The 15,610-nt window shown below is 67.4% G+C and carries 14 protein-coding genes and 1 tRNA gene; 5 read left to right on the top strand and 10 right to left on the bottom strand.

All coding sequences use genetic code 11. The annotated features are described in order from the left end of the window. Positions 1–133 precede the first annotated feature (133 nt). The 3 genes from ACZZZF_RS17810 to ACZZZF_RS17800 all read left to right on the top strand — a co-directional run bounded on the left by ACZZZF_RS17810 (position 134) and on the right by ACZZZF_RS17800 (position 3,655). Positions 134–862 (top strand): response regulator transcription factor, encoded by a 729-nt coding sequence (locus ACZZZF_RS17810; RefSeq protein ID WP_056280043.1) that lies wholly within the window; start codon positions 134–136, stop codon positions 860–862. 26 nt (positions 863–888) lie between these two features. Continuing rightward, the gene (locus tag ACZZZF_RS17805) at positions 889–2,358 is read left to right on the top strand and encodes a sensor histidine kinase (protein ID WP_463499815.1); all 1,470 of its coding nucleotides are present in this window, start codon (positions 889–891) and stop codon (positions 2,356–2,358) included. A gap of 463 nt (positions 2,359–2,821) precedes the next feature. Further along, positions 2,822–3,655: an endonuclease domain-containing protein gene (locus tag ACZZZF_RS17800; protein WP_463499813.1), complete on the top strand. Its 834-nt coding sequence runs from the start codon at positions 2,822–2,824 to the stop codon at positions 3,653–3,655. A 248-nt stretch (positions 3,656–3,903) separates the two neighbouring features. On the opposite strand, the gene ACZZZF_RS17795 is transcribed toward ACZZZF_RS17800, so the two are convergent. From ACZZZF_RS17795 to ACZZZF_RS17770, 6 genes are all read right to left on the bottom strand, one after another. Continuing rightward, positions 3,904–5,478 carry an FAD-dependent oxidoreductase gene (locus tag ACZZZF_RS17795; protein WP_463499811.1) on the bottom strand — a complete coding sequence of 525 codons (1,575 nt, stop codon included), beginning with the start codon at positions 5,476–5,478 and terminating at the stop codon, positions 3,904–3,906. A gap of 27 nt (positions 5,479–5,505) precedes the next feature. Next, positions 5,506–6,363, bottom strand: a complete 858-nt coding sequence (locus tag ACZZZF_RS17790; RefSeq protein WP_463499809.1) for an FAD:protein FMN transferase — start codon at positions 6,361–6,363, stop codon at positions 5,506–5,508. 15 nt (positions 6,364–6,378) lie between these two features. Next, complete coding sequence (locus tag ACZZZF_RS17785) at positions 6,379–6,849, bottom strand: FMN-binding protein (RefSeq protein ID WP_053097053.1); 471 nt, start codon at positions 6,847–6,849, stop codon at positions 6,379–6,381. An 85-nt stretch (positions 6,850–6,934) separates the two neighbouring features. Continuing rightward, positions 6,935–7,969, bottom strand: a complete 1,035-nt coding sequence (locus tag ACZZZF_RS17780; RefSeq protein ID WP_053097056.1) for a ribose-phosphate diphosphokinase — start codon at positions 7,967–7,969, stop codon at positions 6,935–6,937. An 8-nt stretch (positions 7,970–7,977) separates the two neighbouring features. After that, on the bottom strand, positions 7,978–9,408 hold the full coding sequence (glmU, locus tag ACZZZF_RS17775; protein ID WP_072591547.1) for a bifunctional UDP-N-acetylglucosamine diphosphorylase/glucosamine-1-phosphate N-acetyltransferase GlmU: 1,431 nt from the start codon (positions 9,406–9,408) through the stop codon (positions 7,978–7,980). A gap of 1 nt (position 9,409) precedes the next feature. After that, positions 9,410–9,481: transfer RNA gene (locus ACZZZF_RS17770), tRNA-Gln, on the bottom strand. A 71-nt stretch (positions 9,482–9,552) separates the two neighbouring features. On the opposite strand from ACZZZF_RS17770, the gene ACZZZF_RS17765 reads away from it, so the two are divergent. Both ACZZZF_RS17765 and ACZZZF_RS17760 read left to right on the top strand, forming a co-directional pair. Further along, entirely contained in the window at positions 9,553–10,047 is a 495-nt protein-coding gene (locus tag ACZZZF_RS17765) for a MarR family winged helix-turn-helix transcriptional regulator (RefSeq protein WP_053097060.1), read from the top strand. 17 nt (positions 10,048–10,064) lie between these two features. Beyond that, the gene (locus ACZZZF_RS17760) at positions 10,065–10,988 is read left to right on the top strand and encodes a pseudouridine synthase (RefSeq protein ID WP_198032322.1); all 924 of its coding nucleotides are present in this window, start codon (positions 10,065–10,067) and stop codon (positions 10,986–10,988) included. Here ACZZZF_RS17760 and ACZZZF_RS17755 read toward each other — a convergent pair. From ACZZZF_RS17755 to ACZZZF_RS17740, 4 genes are all read right to left on the bottom strand, one after another. After that, positions 10,975–11,634, bottom strand: coding sequence for a methionine ABC transporter permease (locus ACZZZF_RS17755; RefSeq protein ID WP_053097064.1), 660 nt, complete (start codon positions 11,632–11,634; stop codon positions 10,975–10,977). The genes ACZZZF_RS17760 and ACZZZF_RS17755 overlap by 14 nt on opposite strands. Next, positions 11,634–12,677, bottom strand: a complete 1,044-nt coding sequence (locus ACZZZF_RS17750; RefSeq protein ID WP_463499807.1) for a methionine ABC transporter ATP-binding protein — start codon at positions 12,675–12,677, stop codon at positions 11,634–11,636. The genes ACZZZF_RS17755 and ACZZZF_RS17750 overlap by 1 nt, the downstream gene beginning before the upstream one ends. A 104-nt stretch (positions 12,678–12,781) precedes the next feature. Further along, on the bottom strand, positions 12,782–13,696 hold the full coding sequence (locus ACZZZF_RS17745) for a MetQ/NlpA family ABC transporter substrate-binding protein (RefSeq protein WP_053097067.1): 915 nt from the start codon (positions 13,694–13,696) through the stop codon (positions 12,782–12,784). 91 nt (positions 13,697–13,787) lie between these two features. Further along, positions 13,788–15,590, bottom strand: coding sequence for a Na+/H+ antiporter (locus ACZZZF_RS17740; RefSeq protein ID WP_285364236.1), 1,803 nt, complete (start codon positions 15,588–15,590; stop codon positions 13,788–13,790). Positions 15,591–15,610 lie beyond the last annotated feature (20 nt).

Below are 15,610 nucleotides of genomic sequence, written 5' to 3'. Positions count from 1 at the left end.
CCGATGTCGACGCTAAAGACCGGACTTTTGCGAGATCGAGGGACCGATGATGAGAAGGCTATGGGTGCTTTCTCACAGGCGACGCATAGCGCACTCCATAGAAACCCCATAGGTGATTCCGCAGAATGTACTCATGAGCACTGATCTTCCCGAATTGCGCCGCCCCGACGGCTCCCCCCTGCGCATCCTCGCCGTCGACGACGAGCAGATGCTCACCGACCTGCTCGCGATGGCTCTGCGGATGGAGGGCTGGGAGGTGCGCACGGCGTCGTCCGGCCTCGAAGCTCTGCAGGTCGCGCGCGAGTTCGAACCCGACGCTCTCGTGCTCGACATCATGATGCCCGACCTCGACGGCATGGCCGTGCTGCGGCGCCTCCGCGAGTCGGGCAGCCTCGTGCCCGTGCTGTTCCTGACCGCGAAGGATGCCGTGGGCGACCGCGTCGCCGGCCTCACCGCCGGCGGCGACGACTATGTCACCAAGCCGTTCAGTCTCGAAGAGGTCATCGCACGTCTGCGCGCGATCATCCGTCGCACGGGACACGCGACCGCCGACGACGGTCAGTCGATCCTCCGCGTCGCCGACCTCACCCTCAATGAGGACAGCCACGAGGTCATGCGCGATGGCACCGAGATCGAGCTGACCGCGACCGAGTTCGAGCTGCTCCGCTACCTCATGCGCAACGAACGCAGAGTGCTGTCGAAGGCGCAGATCCTCGATCGCGTGTGGAGCTACGACTTCGGCGGCAAGTCCTCGGTCGTCGAGCTGTACATCTCGTACCTCCGCAAGAAGATCGACGCCGGACGCACCCCGCTGCTGCACACCGTGCGCGGTGTCGGCTACATGATCAAGGCGCCTCAGTGAACAGCACGGGGATGGCCAGACGGCCGATGAGTCTGCAGACACGGCTGATGACAGCCGTGATCGGCTTCGTCTCGCTCATCCTCGTGATCGTCGCCGTGATCACCAGTGCGCTGCTCGGCAGCACGCTCGAACGGCAGCTCGAGGATCGCCTGCTCAGCTACTCGAAACAGGTGACGCAATGGGTCAGCCGGGTGCCGGCCCAGTTCGCGAACATGGACAACATCCTGGAGATCAACGATGCACGGGTTCCGGGACTCCTGCTGGCGGTGTCCAGCACGGAGGGTGGCACCAGCGGCGTGCTCTTTCCCGACACCAAAGACGAGTGGGGCGGCGTCCCGCAGAAGTTGACCAGCGCGGACCTCGAACGGATCGACGCGGCACTTGCCGGCCAGCCCAGCGCCACCGTCGCCCTGGACGACTTCGGTTCGTACATGGTCTTCGCGAAGCAGGCGCCGAACGGGGTGAACGTGGTCACCGGTCTCCCCCGGACCGAGATCCAGAATCAGCTTGCCACACTGCTCACCGTGATCGCCCTCGCGACGATCGGCGGTCTGATCCTCCTCGCGCTCACGACGGCGATCACGATCCGCGTCGGGCTGAGACCGCTGCGTGCGGTCGCCGCGACGGCGACGCGGGTGGCGAACCAGCCCCTCGACCGCGGAGAGGTGCAGATCACCGAGCGGGTGCCTGCCGCGGAGGCCGATCCGCGGACCGAGACGGGTCTCGTCGGCTCCTCCCTCAACAAGCTGCTCGACCATGTCAACGCCTCTCTCGCCTCCCGTCAGAGGAATGAAGAGCGGATGCGTCGGTTCGTCGCCGACGCGAGCCACGAGCTGCGCACACCTCTGTCGTCGATCCGCGGCTACTCCGAGCTCTCTCTGCGTGCGCTGAAGCAGCAGGGCGGAGAGGCGGCCGTCGAGAGCACCACGACGTCGCTCGAGCGCATCCAGGCCCAGTCCCTGCGCATGACGCGCCTGGTGGAGGATCTGCTGCTGCTCGCCCGTCTCGACGAGGGACGGGAACTCGTCTACGGCACCGTCGATCTGACGCAGCTCGCGCTGGAGGGGCTCTCCGACGCGCGCCCGACCGCAGCCGACCACCACTGGAACATCGAGGCGCCGGACGAGCCCATCGTCATCGTCGGCGATGCCGGCCGCATGCACCAGGTCGTCGCGAACCTGCTCGCGAATGCGCGGACGCACACGCCTGCCGGTACGTCGATCACCCTCAGCGTGGCCCGCGAAGGCGACGAGGCCGTGCTGCGCGTGCACGACAACGGCCCGGGCATCGACCCCGGCGTGCGCGACGAGCTCTTCGCACGCTTCGCCCGCGGTGACAGCTCCCGCGCCCGCCAGACCGGCGGCACCGGGCTCGGACTGGCCATCGCGAAAGCGATCGTCGAAGGACACGGCGGTCACCTCACGGTCGACAGCGAGCCCGGAGACACGACCTTCAGCGTGCGGCTCCCGATCAACCCGGCGGCCGCCTCGGACTGACCGCGTCTTCGTCTCCCCTCGGTCCCGCAGAGCCGTCTGCGGGACCGAGGCACTTCTGCAAGGCGAACCGACGACTTCGGTCCTGCAACCGTGCTCTCATCCTGCAGACGGAACACGCCCTTCTCTGCGCCGGCCCATCCCCCGAGGGCCGGCTGCGGGGCCGCGGCACGTTTGCAGGACGAACCGACGACTTTGATCCTGCAACCGTGCTCTCATCCTGCAGACGGAACACGCTCCCCTCTGCGCCGGCCCTCCCCCGGGGCCGCTTGCGGAGCCGCGGCACGTTCGCAGGACGAACGGGCGGCCTCGGTCCTGCAACCGTGCTCTCATCCTGCAGACGGTGAAGCAGACGACCGCACGGACCCACGACTTCTCTTCTGCACAGGTCGGGCTATCAGCCGATACCTTCCACGACCCTCGATTCCGATCCGTCCCCCGCCTCAGAACGGGCAGGATCGATCAGATGCCGACCGCCGCACACGTCCTCTCTCACCTGGGTGATCTGGCCAGGGGTACGACTCTTCGCCAGTTCGGGCTGAGCAGACGGATGCTCTCGTCAGCCGTTCGCGACGGCACGATCACTCGCGTCCGCAACGGCGTGTTCGCGACGCCATCCGCTCCCGCCGACGTTCTCACCGCTGCCGCGCACGGAGGCGCGCTGACCTGCTCTCGTGCACTGCGGCTGCACGGCATCTGGACGCTCGAGGACGATACGAATCCGCATGTCTGGCTCGGCACGCACGGCCGAAACCACCACATCACATGCACGTGCACCGGCCACTACTTCGGCGGACGGACGGTTCTCGGCCTCGCTCCCCTCGAGGACGCCCTTGTTCACGTCTATCTCTGCAAGGGCGATGAGTCGTTCTTCGTCTCGATCGAGTCGGCCCTGCAGCTGCGCAAGATCGGAGCGGCAGGGCGCGCCCGCATCCGATCCCGCCTGCCGGCGAAGGCTCGGTGGCTGGTCGATCTGGCTCGGACGGATGCCGACAGCGGCCTCGAGTCGCTGCTACGTCTTCGGCTTCACCTGCTCGGGATCCGTCTCGAATGTCAGGTCGACATACCTTCGGTCGGACGCGTGGACTTCGTGCTCCATGAGCTGCTCATCCTCGAAGCCGACGGGGCGGAGAATCACGACAGCGCATCGCACCGCCATCGAGATCTGCTGCGCGATGCGGAGGCATCCAGGCAGGGATATGAGACGTTGCGCTTCGACTACGCGATGATCGTCCACGACTGGCCGGTCGTGGAAGCCGCCATCCTTGCGGCCGTCGATCGCCTTCGCGCACGCATCTGACCTACCGGTTGCAGGACCGAGGCACGAATGCGGGACGGCATCAGGAGAACCACCCCGCAGAACGTGCTGGCGTCCTGCACGCGGCACCGGGGAGACCCACTTCGGCGATCTACAGAGCGCTCCGTCGACGCACCGCCTGTACCGATTGCACGACCCGGGCACGAATGCAGGACGGAATCAGGAGAACCGGCCCGCAGAACGTGCTGGCGTCCTGCACGTGGCGCCGGGCGACACCGAACAGACCGGACTCAGTACCCGGCGAAGGCGTCTGTCGTGAGCGACCGCGCCTTCTGCAGGGCGGGAGCGAGGTCGGCGATCAGCCGCGGCGGGCCGGAGATGTAGGAATGCCTCTCGCCGATGTCCGGGACGTAGTGCTCGAGAGCCGCCGCGTCGAGGCGCACACCCTGGGCCCAGGTCCAGCGCGAGGGCAGGTCGACAGGCTCGTCCCGGGTGAACACGATCACGCGCGCACCGGTCGCGGCCAGCTCATCGCGGAACGCGAGCTCCGAGCTGTCGGATGCCACGTAGACGAGAACCACGTCACGCTGCTGCTCGGTCAGCATCAGCTGTCGCAGTTGCGACACGAACGGCGTGACGCCGATGCCCGCGGCCACCATCAGCACCGGGGTCTCGGCGCGTGGAAGCAGGAAGTCGCCCCATGTGCCGGTCACCGCGAGCGCAGCACCCGGCTCGGCGGCCGCCAGCGCGCGCTTGTAGCTCGAGGGATGCTTCTGATCGCCGTCCTTGTAGGCGATGCGCAGCGTCGGGAGGTCGGCGGGCGCTGAGACGATGCTGAACTCGCGACGGGTTCCGCGCGCATCCGGGCGGGAGTGCGGCACGTCCAGCTCGAGGTACTGCCCCGGCAGGAACTTCAGCGTGCCCTTCGCGTGGAACGTCAGCTCCTGAGCCGTCGGCGTGATGAACTGCCGCTTCTCGAGCACGAGACGAACGGATCCGCGCAGCGCGAAGGCGAAGGCGAGGAGGTTTCCGATGAGCAGAGCACGCTCCTGCCCGAGCGTGAAGAGGCCGCCGATCGCGATCGGCCAGCCGGCGAGCACGCCGACGAGAACTGCCACCGAGAACTGCTGCCACCGGCGCGGCGGCAGAGTCAACGGCTCCGACAGCATGAACGCACCGAGGAACAGGAACGGAGACTGCAGGATCGCGAACGAGAGGGCGGAGACGGCGTCGAAGTCGATCGCGAACTCCTGCGCCTGCACGGCCTGACGAAGGACCGAGACGGCGATGGCGACGACGAGGAACACGAAGACGATCCGCACCTTCTCGGTGCGCCACAGCACGGCGAGCCCGAGGATCAGGACGGGGATGAAGAGTGACGGGGTCCCCACCCACCAGGACGACGAGGTCCCGAGCCATTCGAACGCTCCGAACGACCCGAGGATCGACACGACGGCAGCGCCGAACGCCGCCGGGTTGAGGATGTGCCGACCTCGCCACGCGATCAGGTACTTGGAGAGGCTCGCGACGGCTCCGGCGATGGCGAGGCCGAGCAGGGCATTCGGCTCGATGCCGGGGCGGAGCACGAAGAGCAGGATCAGCGCGGTGACCAGCGACGACTCGATCCGCCACGGAAGGCGCAGGATTCGCTGGGCCGCTGCGTCCACCAGCGAGATGACCATGGCCAGGACGACGAAGGATGCGAGTATCTCGACCGGCGTGGGTGAGACGATCACGCCGAGAGCCGAGAGCACCACCGCGATGAGCGCCAGCGTCAACAGCGCGAACAGCACCAGGCGATACATCGAGATGCCGCCGAGCAACGCAAGGACCCGCTGCCGCAGTGCGGTGATGGAGGTGATCACAGGTCTACTCTTCCCTACTTCGATGATTCAACGGCGGGTGGTGAACAGCTGAGCGGGGCAGCCGTTCGAGCGTTCCGCCCGCCCGTCGGTCGTCATCCGCACCCACTCCACGCCCCACGATGCGGCGATCTCTGGCCCGCCCTCGAAGAACAGGGCAGTCGCGACAGCGTCCGCTCGCATCGCGTCGGGGGCGATCGCCCACGTGGCCGCCCATGTCCGCACGGGCACGCCGGTGCGAGCGTCGAGGACGTGATGCAGTCCGTCGCCCCACGCACGGCGATTTACCGCCGAGGCGCAGAGCGCGGCATCCTGCAGTTCGATCACGCCGATCGCCTTCGTCGGATCGTATGGATGCTCGAGGCCCACCCGAACCGCATCGCCGCGAACCCGCATATCACCGCCGGCATCGACCACGACACTCCCGGGAACGTCGGACAGCACCGCGGCGACGAGGTCGACGAGGCGTCCCTTGCCGAGGGCCCCGACATCGAGCAGGGCGGGAACGGATGCCGTGGCCTCCCCCGGCGTCCAGTCCAGCAGGGACGTCCAGTCGCCGGGCGCAGGAACGGGATCGTGCGCGACGAGCGAGTACGACGAGTCGTAGCCCAGGGCCGACAGGCTGTCGGCGACGAGCGGGTTGACCGCCCCGTGGGTCGCGCGGGACAGCTCGCGGAAGGCATCGAGCATCGTTCCCGCATCAGGCGAGGAGATCGAGCCGCCGTCACGGCCGACCCGGGTGACCGAGGAGTCGTCACGGAACCGCGACCACTCTCGGTCGAACCGGTCGATTTCGGCCCCGACTCGCTCACGGTCATGCTCGTCGAGCTCGTGCGACGTCTCGATCTCCCAGGCCGTGCCGATCGCGTCGAAACGCCAGATCGCCATACGTGGTCAGGCGCCTCAGGCGGCCGCCTGCTCCTTGATCGACTCGACGGCCTCGTTGAACCCGCCGCTGGTCAGCGACGATCCGGCCACTCGACTGACCTCGATCTCGTCGAGCGACTTGCCCACGACCTCATCCGAGATCCCGTCGATGAACTGCCCCTGGTACTGCTCGCTCTCGCGTGCCTGCGGGTCACCGGTCACCTCGACCTCGGTGACCAGGCCGTCGGCGACGGTGAGGGTCACGCTGATCTTCTCGACCGTCTCGGGGGTCTGGTACGAACCGTCGGCCGTGTACGTGCCGTCGGTGTAGTCGCCGCTCGTCGATGCGCCCGAATCCGTCGACTCGGTGCTCGTGTCGGTTCCGGCGTCGGTGGACTGGTCTTCGGCATCCGCGGTGCCGGAGCAACCGGCGAGCACGAGGAGCCCGGCGACGCCGACCAGGGCGGCGCTCTTGCGAACAGAAGTCGGTACAGTCGTGCGGATCATGATGGTCCTCCCGGCCTTGATCGATGTGTTGATTCGACCGTAGGGAGCCCGTCTATGTGCAGGCTGTGCCCGATATATGAGTCGCTTACGCGTCTCCGCCGAACATGCTCGTGACGGATCCGTCTTCGAAGACCTCGTGGATCGCACGCGCGAGCATCGGGGCGATCGGGAGGACCGTCAGCTTGTCCCAGCGACGCGACTCGGTGAGCGGGATCGTGTCGGTGATCACGACCTCGTCGATCGAGGCGTCCTGCAGACGCTCCGAGGCCGGATCGCTGAAGATCGCGTGCGTCGCGGCAACGATCACGCGATGCGCGCCGTTGGCCTTGAGCGCCTGCGCGGCCTTCACGATGGTTCCACCGGTGTCGATCATGTCGTCGACGAGCAGACAGGTGCGACCCTCGACCGCTCCGACGATCTCGTGCACCGATACCTGGTTCGCGACCTTCGGGTCGCGTCGCTTGTGGATGATCGCCAGCGGGGCGCCGAGGCTGTCGGACCATGTGTCGGCCACGCGGACACGACCCATGTCGGGCGAGACGACCGTGAGGATCTCTCGGTCGGCGGGGCTCAGCGTGCGCTGGAAGTACTCGAGCAGCACGGGCTTGGCGAACAGGTGGTCGACGGGACCGTCGAAGAAGCCCTGGATCTGTGCGGCGTGCAGGTCGACGCTCATCACGCGGTCTGCGCCGGCGGTCTTCAGCAGGTCGGCGACGAGGCGGGCGCTGATCGGCTCACGGCCGCGGCCCTTCTTGTCCTGACGCGAATACGGATAGTACGGGGCGACGACGGTGATGCGCTTGGCGGACGCGCGCTTCGCGGCGTCGATCATGATGAGGGTCTCCATGAGCCACTCGTTGACCGGCTCACCGAAGGTCTGGATCAGGAAGAGGTCGCAGCCTCGGATCGACACCTCGAACCGGGCGTAGATCTCACCGGATGCGAAGGTGCGGTGCTCTGTCGGCACGACCTCTGTTCCGAGCGACGCGGCCACCGCCGCGGTGAGCTCGGGGTGCGATCGACCACCTGCGACCACGAGTCGCTTCTTGGTCTTGGCAACGAGACCCGGAGCGATGCCGTTGTCCCTGTCCAGATCGACCGTCTTCTTCTTGCGCGCCATCGTTCTGCCTACTCCGCCACTCGGGTTCGGGCTGCGGCGTCTGCCGCGCCCGTGCCTGCCCTGTTCTTCTCGACCCAACCCTCGATGTTGCGCTGAGGGGCGACGCTCATGGCAAGGGAGCCGGCGGGGACGTCCTTGCGGACGACAGCGCCAGCACCTGTCTTGGCGCCGGCTCCCAGCCTAACGGGCGCGACGAGGGTCGTGTGCGAGCCGGTGTGCACCTCGTCCTCGACCACCGTGCGGTGCTTGTTCACGTCGTCGTAGTTCGCGGTGATCGTGCTCGCACCGAGGTTGACGCCTCGCCCGATGGTCGCGTCTCCGACGTACGACAGGTGCGGCACCTTGCTGCCTTCGCCGATCTCGGCGTTCTTGGTCTCGACGTAGGCGCCGATCTTGCCTCTGGCCCCCAGGACGGTGCCCGGCCGCAGGAACGAGAACGGTCCGACCGTGGCCTCGGCACCGATCACCGCGAGCGTCGCATCGGTGCGGCGGACGATCGCGTCCTCTCCCACCTCGCAGTCGACGAGGGTGGTGTCCGGTCCGATGATGGCGCCCTCGGCGATCGTCGTCGCCCGCAGGATGTGCGTGTTCGGGAGGATCGTGACGTCGGGCGCGAGGGTGGCGTCGTCGTCGATCCACGTCGTCGCAGGATCGATCACGGTGACGCCCTCGAGCTGCCAGCGCCGCACGATGCGGCGGTTGAGCAGACGACCGACCTCCGCGAGCTGAGCGCGGTCGTTGACGCCGTAGGTGACGGTGACGTCGGAGACGACGGATGCCGCCACACGGCTGCCGTCGCGGCGGAGGAGCCCCGGCACGTCGGTCAGATACATCTCGCCCTGCGCGTTGTCGACGCCCACCGACGGCAGGTACTTGCGGAGCGTCGAGACGCGGAACACGTACATGCCTGCGTTGATCTCGCTGACGGCAGCTTCTTCGGTCGTCGCATCCTTCTGCTCGACGACGCGATCGACGCCGCCGTCGGCGTCGCGGATGACGCGGCCGTAGCCGGTCGGGTCCTCGACCACGGCGGTCATGAGGGTCGCCTCCGCCTGCGCGGCGCGGTGCGCGTCGAGGAACGAGCCCAGCGTGTCCGCATCCGCGAGAGGGCAGTCGCCCGAGAGCACGAGCACGTCGCCGTCGAAGTCGGCAGGGAGCGCGTCGACAGCCACCTGCACTGCGCGTCCGGTGCCGGGGACGTCGTCCTGATCGATGAAGACCGCGGTCGGATAGTCCTTCTCGAGTGCGGCGACGACCTGGTCGCGTTCATGCCGCACGACGACCTCGATATGATCGGCGCCGAGTCGCGTCGCGGTGGTCAGCACGTGGCCGACGAGCGGACGCCCGCCGATCGGATGCAGCACCTTCGGAAGACGCGAGCGCATGCGGGTGCCCTGGCCTGCGGCGAGGACGATGATCGCGAGATTGTTCCCAGTCATGCTCCGCCGCCAGGACTCGAACCTAGACCTAACAGCTCCAAAGGCTGTCGTGCTGCCATTACACCACGGCGGACCGCGGCCCCCGAGGGCGCCGCGGATCAAGTCTGCCACGTCCACCTGCGTGCTACCGGCGATAATGGACGGATGACTGAGGCGGATGAGGTTGATCGGATCGTCGGCGCCTGGAACACCCAGCGCCCCGACCTCGACTTCTCGCCTCTCGAGGTGCTGTCGCGGATGGATCGCCTGACCAGGCTGCTCGACCGGGCTCGCAGAGATGTGTTCCGACGCAGCGACCTGGAGGCCTGGGAATGGGACGTGCTGTCGGCTCTGCGCCGCGCGGGCGCGCCCTTCCAGCTCTCCCCCAAGCAGCTGCTGCAGCAGACGCTGGTGTCGAGCGGCACCATGACCAATCGCATCGACCGTCTGGTCGGCCGACGTTTCGTGCGACGGGAGGGCGACCCGGCCGACGGCCGCAGCGTGCTCGTGACGCTCACGGACGACGGACGCATCCGGGTGGATGCCGCGATCACGCGCCTCGTCGACGTCGAGGACGACCTGCTGCAGGCGCTGTCCCGCGGTGACCGCGATCGGCTCGCTGCGTTGCTGCGCAAGCTGAGCCTGAGCTTCGACGCGTGAGGGGCTGACGGATGGGCATGCTCTCCCCTCTTCCGGTGCGCGACGGCGTCGGCGCGACACGTCTGCACGTGCCGATGAGCGGCGAATGGCCGACCGTCGGCGCGTACATGATCGAGCGCTTCTTCCACCTCGATCCCGAGGGGCTGCTCAGCCGCTTCGATCGCGGTGAGATCGTCGCCCGCGACGGCACCCCTCTCGCACGGGACACGCCCTTGGGGGTCGAGGAGTTCATCTGGTACTACCGCGACCCGCCCGTCGAGACCCGTCTCCCCGTGGAGATCGAGGTCCTCCATCAGGACGACGATCTGGTGGTCATCGACAAGCCGCATTTCCTGCCCACCATCCCCGGCGGGAAGTTCCTGCAGAACTCGGCGCTGATCCGACTGCGCAACCTTCTCGACAACGACGAGCTCGCCCCCATCCACCGCTTGGACAGGGCCACGGCAGGAGTGCTGATGTTCTCGGCGCGACCGGCCACGAGAGGGCCGTATCAGCTGCTCTTCGAGACGCGGCAGGTGCAGAAGGTGTACGAGGCCGTGTCGGCTCGTCCGGCCGACTGGGATGCCTCACGATTCCCGCTCGTCTACCGCAACCACATCGTGAAGCTCCGCAATGAGCTGAAGGTCCAGGTCGACGACGAGCGGGAGCCGAACGCCGAGACGCAGATCGATGTGATCGATGCCGACGATCGCGTCGTGCACACGCTCCTGCACCCGCACAGCGGCAAGATGCATCAGCTCCGCGTGCATCTCGCCGCGCTGGGGCTCGGCATCCTGAACGATCCGTTCTACCCCGAGTTGCGTGGCGAGAAGCCCGACGACTTCGAGAAGCCGATGCAGTTGCTCGCGCGCGAGCTGCACTTCGTCGATCCGCTGAGCGGCGCGCCGCGGGTCTTCACCACGACGCGCACGCTGCAGGAGGCTCCCGTCAGCGCCGCATGATCCTGCGCGCGAGCCACGTGCCGAGCATCTGCACGAGGTGGACGAAGACGACGATGAGGACGATCGCCGTCCACATGACGACCGGCTCGAACTGCCGGAAGCCGTAGATCTGGGCGAACGCGCCGAGGCCGCCGCCGCCGATGAGGCCTGCCATCGCGGTCATGTCGATCAGTGCCACCACGATGAACGTGTAGCCGAGGATCAGCGGTCCGAGCGACTCGGGGATCGCGACCGTGAACAGGATGCGCGCGGGGCCTGCGCCCATGGCGCGCGCGGCTTCGATCACGCCGGGCGACACCGACACGAGGTGCTGCTCGACGATGCGGCCGATGGCGAACGCCGCGGCCAGACCGATCATGAACGCGCCGGCCGTGGTGCCGATGCCGGTGCCGACCACCGCGCGGGCGAACGGCTGCGCCACGGCGACGAAGAGCACGAACGGGATCGGGCGGAAGAAGTTCACCCCGAGGTTCGCGATGACCGACACGGCCCGGTTCTCGGCGAGCCCGCCCGGACGGGTGACATACAGGATGACGCCGATCGCGAGACCGAGGATGCCGCCCAGCACGAGTGCGAACGACGTCATGTACAGGGTCTCGAGGGCGGCCTTCCAGAGGTCGGGCCACAGTTCGTTCAGACGATCCATCAGCGTGCCTCCTCTTCTGCGATCTCGGTGACTTCGACGCGCTGGCCGATCTGCTCGAGCGTGCGGTCGATCACGGCGCTCTCACCCCGGATCGCGAGTGTGAGGTGGCCGAAGGCGCGCCCCCGGATGTCGTTGATCCCGCCGTACACGAGCTCGAAGTCGAGTCCGGCCCCGGCGAGGTCGAGGAAGACCTGAGCCTGCGACGAGTCGCCGTCGCGGAACGAGAACGTGACGAGGCGGCCCCGGTGGCGCTCCCGCAGCACGCCGAGCTCAGACGGCGACGGGATGCCCTTCACGACCGTTCCGACGAAGCGCTGCGAGGCCGGATTCTGCGGGGCCGAGAACACGTCGAAGACATCGCCCCGCTCGATCACCCGTCCGTTCTCCATGACCGCGACCTTGGTGGCGATGGTCTGGATGACGTCCATCTCATGGGTGATGACGACGATCGTGACGCCCTGCTCCTGGTTGACCCGCTTGAGCAGGTCGAGCACTTCGTGCGTGGTCTGCGGGTCGAGTGCGCTGGTGGCCTCGTCGGCGAGGAGGATGGCCGGCCCGGTGGCGAGGGCGCGGGCGATGCCGACGCGCTGCTTCTGGCCACCGGAGAGCTGTTCGGGGTACGCCTTCGCCTTGTCGGCCAGGCCTACGAAGCTCAGCAGCTCGGCGACCCGCTTCTCGATGTCCGGCTTCGACCATCCGGCCAGCTTGAGCGGGTAGGCGATGTTCGCCTTGACGCTGCGCGAGGAGAACAGGTTGAACTGCTGGAAGATCATCCCGATGCCGCCGCGGACCTTGCGCAGCTCGCTCTCCTTGAGAGCTGTGATGTCGACGTCGTCGACAGTGATGGTCCCGCTCGTCGCCGGCTCGAGCGCGTTGATCAGTCGTACGAGCGTGGACTTGCCGGCGCCCGAGTATCCGATGATCCCGAAGACGTCGCCCTTCTCGATCGACAGGGTCACGTCGTCCACGGCCACGACCTCGGACTCGTCGCGCGTGCGGGAGGGGTAGGTCTTCGAGACATTCGTCAGGGTGACGATCGGCATGCGGTGCTCCGGTCTGTCTGCTTCGGGAACGAAGAATCGGGTGACGCACGAAGCGCCACCCGATTCTCCCTCATCGGACGGGGGTGTCGGCCACCCCGGTCGTCCTACTTGTTGGCCTCGGTGTCCTTCTGGACCTTCTCGAGCGAGGCGACGAGATCCTCGACCGGGGTCTGCAGCGGCACGGCGGTGTCACCCGACGACTCGAGCAGGCCGGCCTGGACGTCCTCATTGGTCTGGAAGATCTCGACGAGCTTGAGGTACGTCTCGTTGTCGGCGTCCTCGGCGCGGGCCGCGAAGATGTTCACGTACGGAAGCGCGTTCGGGTCTTCAGGGTCGTCCTGAGCGATCGCGTCCTCGAAGGTCAGACCCGCATCCTCGACGAAGTCGTTGTTGATGATCGCCGCCGCGACGTCGGGCAGCGACGTCGGGATCAGCGCGGCCTCGAGCGCGGTGACCTCGACCTTGGACTTGCCCGTGTCGATGTCGGAGAGGTCGGAGAAGATCGTGCCGCCGCTCTTGAGCTCGATGAGTCCGGCCGACTGCAGCACGAGCAGCGCGCGAGCCTGGTTCGATGCGTCGTCGGGAACCGCGACGGTCTCCCCCTCGGGGATGTCGTCGACATCGTCGTACTTCTGCGAGTACAGGCCCAGCGGGTAGATCGCCGTCGAGCCGACCGGCGTCAGGTCGGAGCCGGATGCCGTGTTGTACTCGGCGAGGTACACGATGTGCTGGAACTGGTTGAGGTCGATCTCACCCTCGGTCAGAGCGGGGTTCGGCTGCTCGTACGAGCCGAAGTCGACGAGCTCGACCGTGATGCCCTCGTCAGCGGCTGCCTCGACGAAAGGAGCCCACTGTGCGTCTCCCTTGCCGACGACACCGATCTTGACGGTCTCGTCCTCGGAGCCGCCGGAACCGGCGTCGGACGATGCGGTCGCGCAGCCTGCGAGTGCGACGAAGAGCGGGACCGCGGCGAGCGCGGCGATGACGGATGTGGTCCGACGGGATGCTGTGATGGACATGAGTGTTAGGGTTCCTCTCTTGGGGGACTCGAATACGTTAGGCAGGGCGACGCGCTGCGCGACAATCGAGTGTCACAGAGCGTCACAGCTCTCAGTCGTAGTCCTCGATGCCCTGCAGCCGGACCTGTTCGAGGTCGAGTCGTGCCGAGATCCGACGGACCACGAGGTCGTCGACCGTCCCGTCTCTGCGCAGTCCGAGCAGCACCTCGCGTTTGCGGTCGATGAGCGCGAGCTTGAGGCGCGTGTGCTCCTCGTGACGCAGCAGCGGCGACCGCTGCATGACGTCGACGTCGGCCGAGGTGGCGATCATCTGCAGAGTCCTGACCTCGCCGTCCGCGAGCTCACCGTCGTCGCCGACACGAGTCGCGTCCGGCAGTCGCAGCGCGACCGACGCCTCCGCGGCACCGGCATCCGCTCCCCCGTTCATCTGCTGGCCGCCGCCCAGCGGATCGGGCTCGTCGAGCATGACGTCGAGCGCCTGGGCCTCGGCATCGACGATCGCCTGCTCGCGCGCCAGCGCACGCGCGTTCGAGAACTCGAGCATCTGGTAGCCCTCGGCACGCACCTTGTCTCGGATCTCCTGGCCGACGCCGTGCTCGACGGCGAGGTCGTCGAGGGCGGCCAGTGCCGCGCCCGAGATCGTCCGCTCGGCGAGCTCGTACTCCTCGGCCTCCATGTGATCGACCGGGAAACGTGCCCAGCGAACGATCGCCGGCAGCAGCGGCCCCTGTACGAGCAGACTGAGCAGGATCACTCCCGCCGTGACGAACACGATCTCGTCGCGTCCGGCGATCTCGCCCTCGGTCGCGCTGGCGGCCGGAACCGACAGCGCGATCGCGAGCGAGACGGCACCCCGCATGCCTGCGACCGTCGACACCGCCATCGATCGCGCCTTGGCACCACGGGACGGAAGCGCCGGATTGCGTCGCTGGAAGGGCGCGTTCAGCAGCTGGAAGAGATATCTGACGACGAGCAGCGTCCCCCACACCGCGAGGGTGATGAGCACGAGCCGACCGATCGCTGCCGCGGAGATCTCATGCGCGACGAACTGCACCTCGAGCCCGATCAGCACGAACAGCGCTCCGTTGAGCAGGAAGACGCCGAACGGCCATGCGGCGTCGGCCTGCCGCCGCGACGAGGCTGTCGTCACCCGGGGGGAGACATAGGCGACGATGAGACCGGCGACGACGACGGCCAGCACGCCGGAGGCGTGCACGATCTCCGCAAGGAGGAACGCGCTGAACGGGATGAGCAGCAGCGCGACGTTGATGACGATCGTCGAAGAGGTGCGACGCAGCAGCAGGTACCCGAGGCCTGCGATCACGACACCGGCCGCTATTCCTCCGACATAGGAGGTGAGCACCGACATCGTCACCGACAGGGGTGTGATGTTGCCGCCGAGAGCCAGCGAGACGGCGATCGCGTAGAGCACGAGCGCGGTTCCGTCGTTCGTGAGGCTCTCGGCCTTGAGCTTCATGAACATGCGCCGGGGCAGCAGCCTGCCGAGGGCTGCCACGGCCGTCGCATCCGGAGGGGCCACTGCCGCGCCGAGGATCAGCGCGGTCTCCCACGGCATCCCGAACAGCAGACCGATGCCCGCGACGGCGAATGCGGATGCCACGACGAGCACCGTGCTCATCGGGAGGATGTAGCGGAAGTCACGGCGGATCGATCGCAGCGAGGTCGTGAGGCTCTCCCAGAACAGCATCACCGGGAGGAACAGCAGCAGGACCGTCTCAGGGGGCAGCTGGATCTCGCGGAGCTGCGGGACGAAGCCGAGGAGGAGTCCGAAGATCACGAGGACGAGCGGCAGCGCGAGTCGAACGCGCGGCGCGATCAACGTTCCCACGAGGATCGTGAGTCCGATCAGGACGGTGACCTCGAGTCCTTCCATCTGAACCTCCCGGGTACCGC

It is taken from the genome of Microbacterium sp. AC215, assembly GCF_979258645.1.
This window is presented reverse-complemented; position numbering and strand designations above follow the sequence as displayed.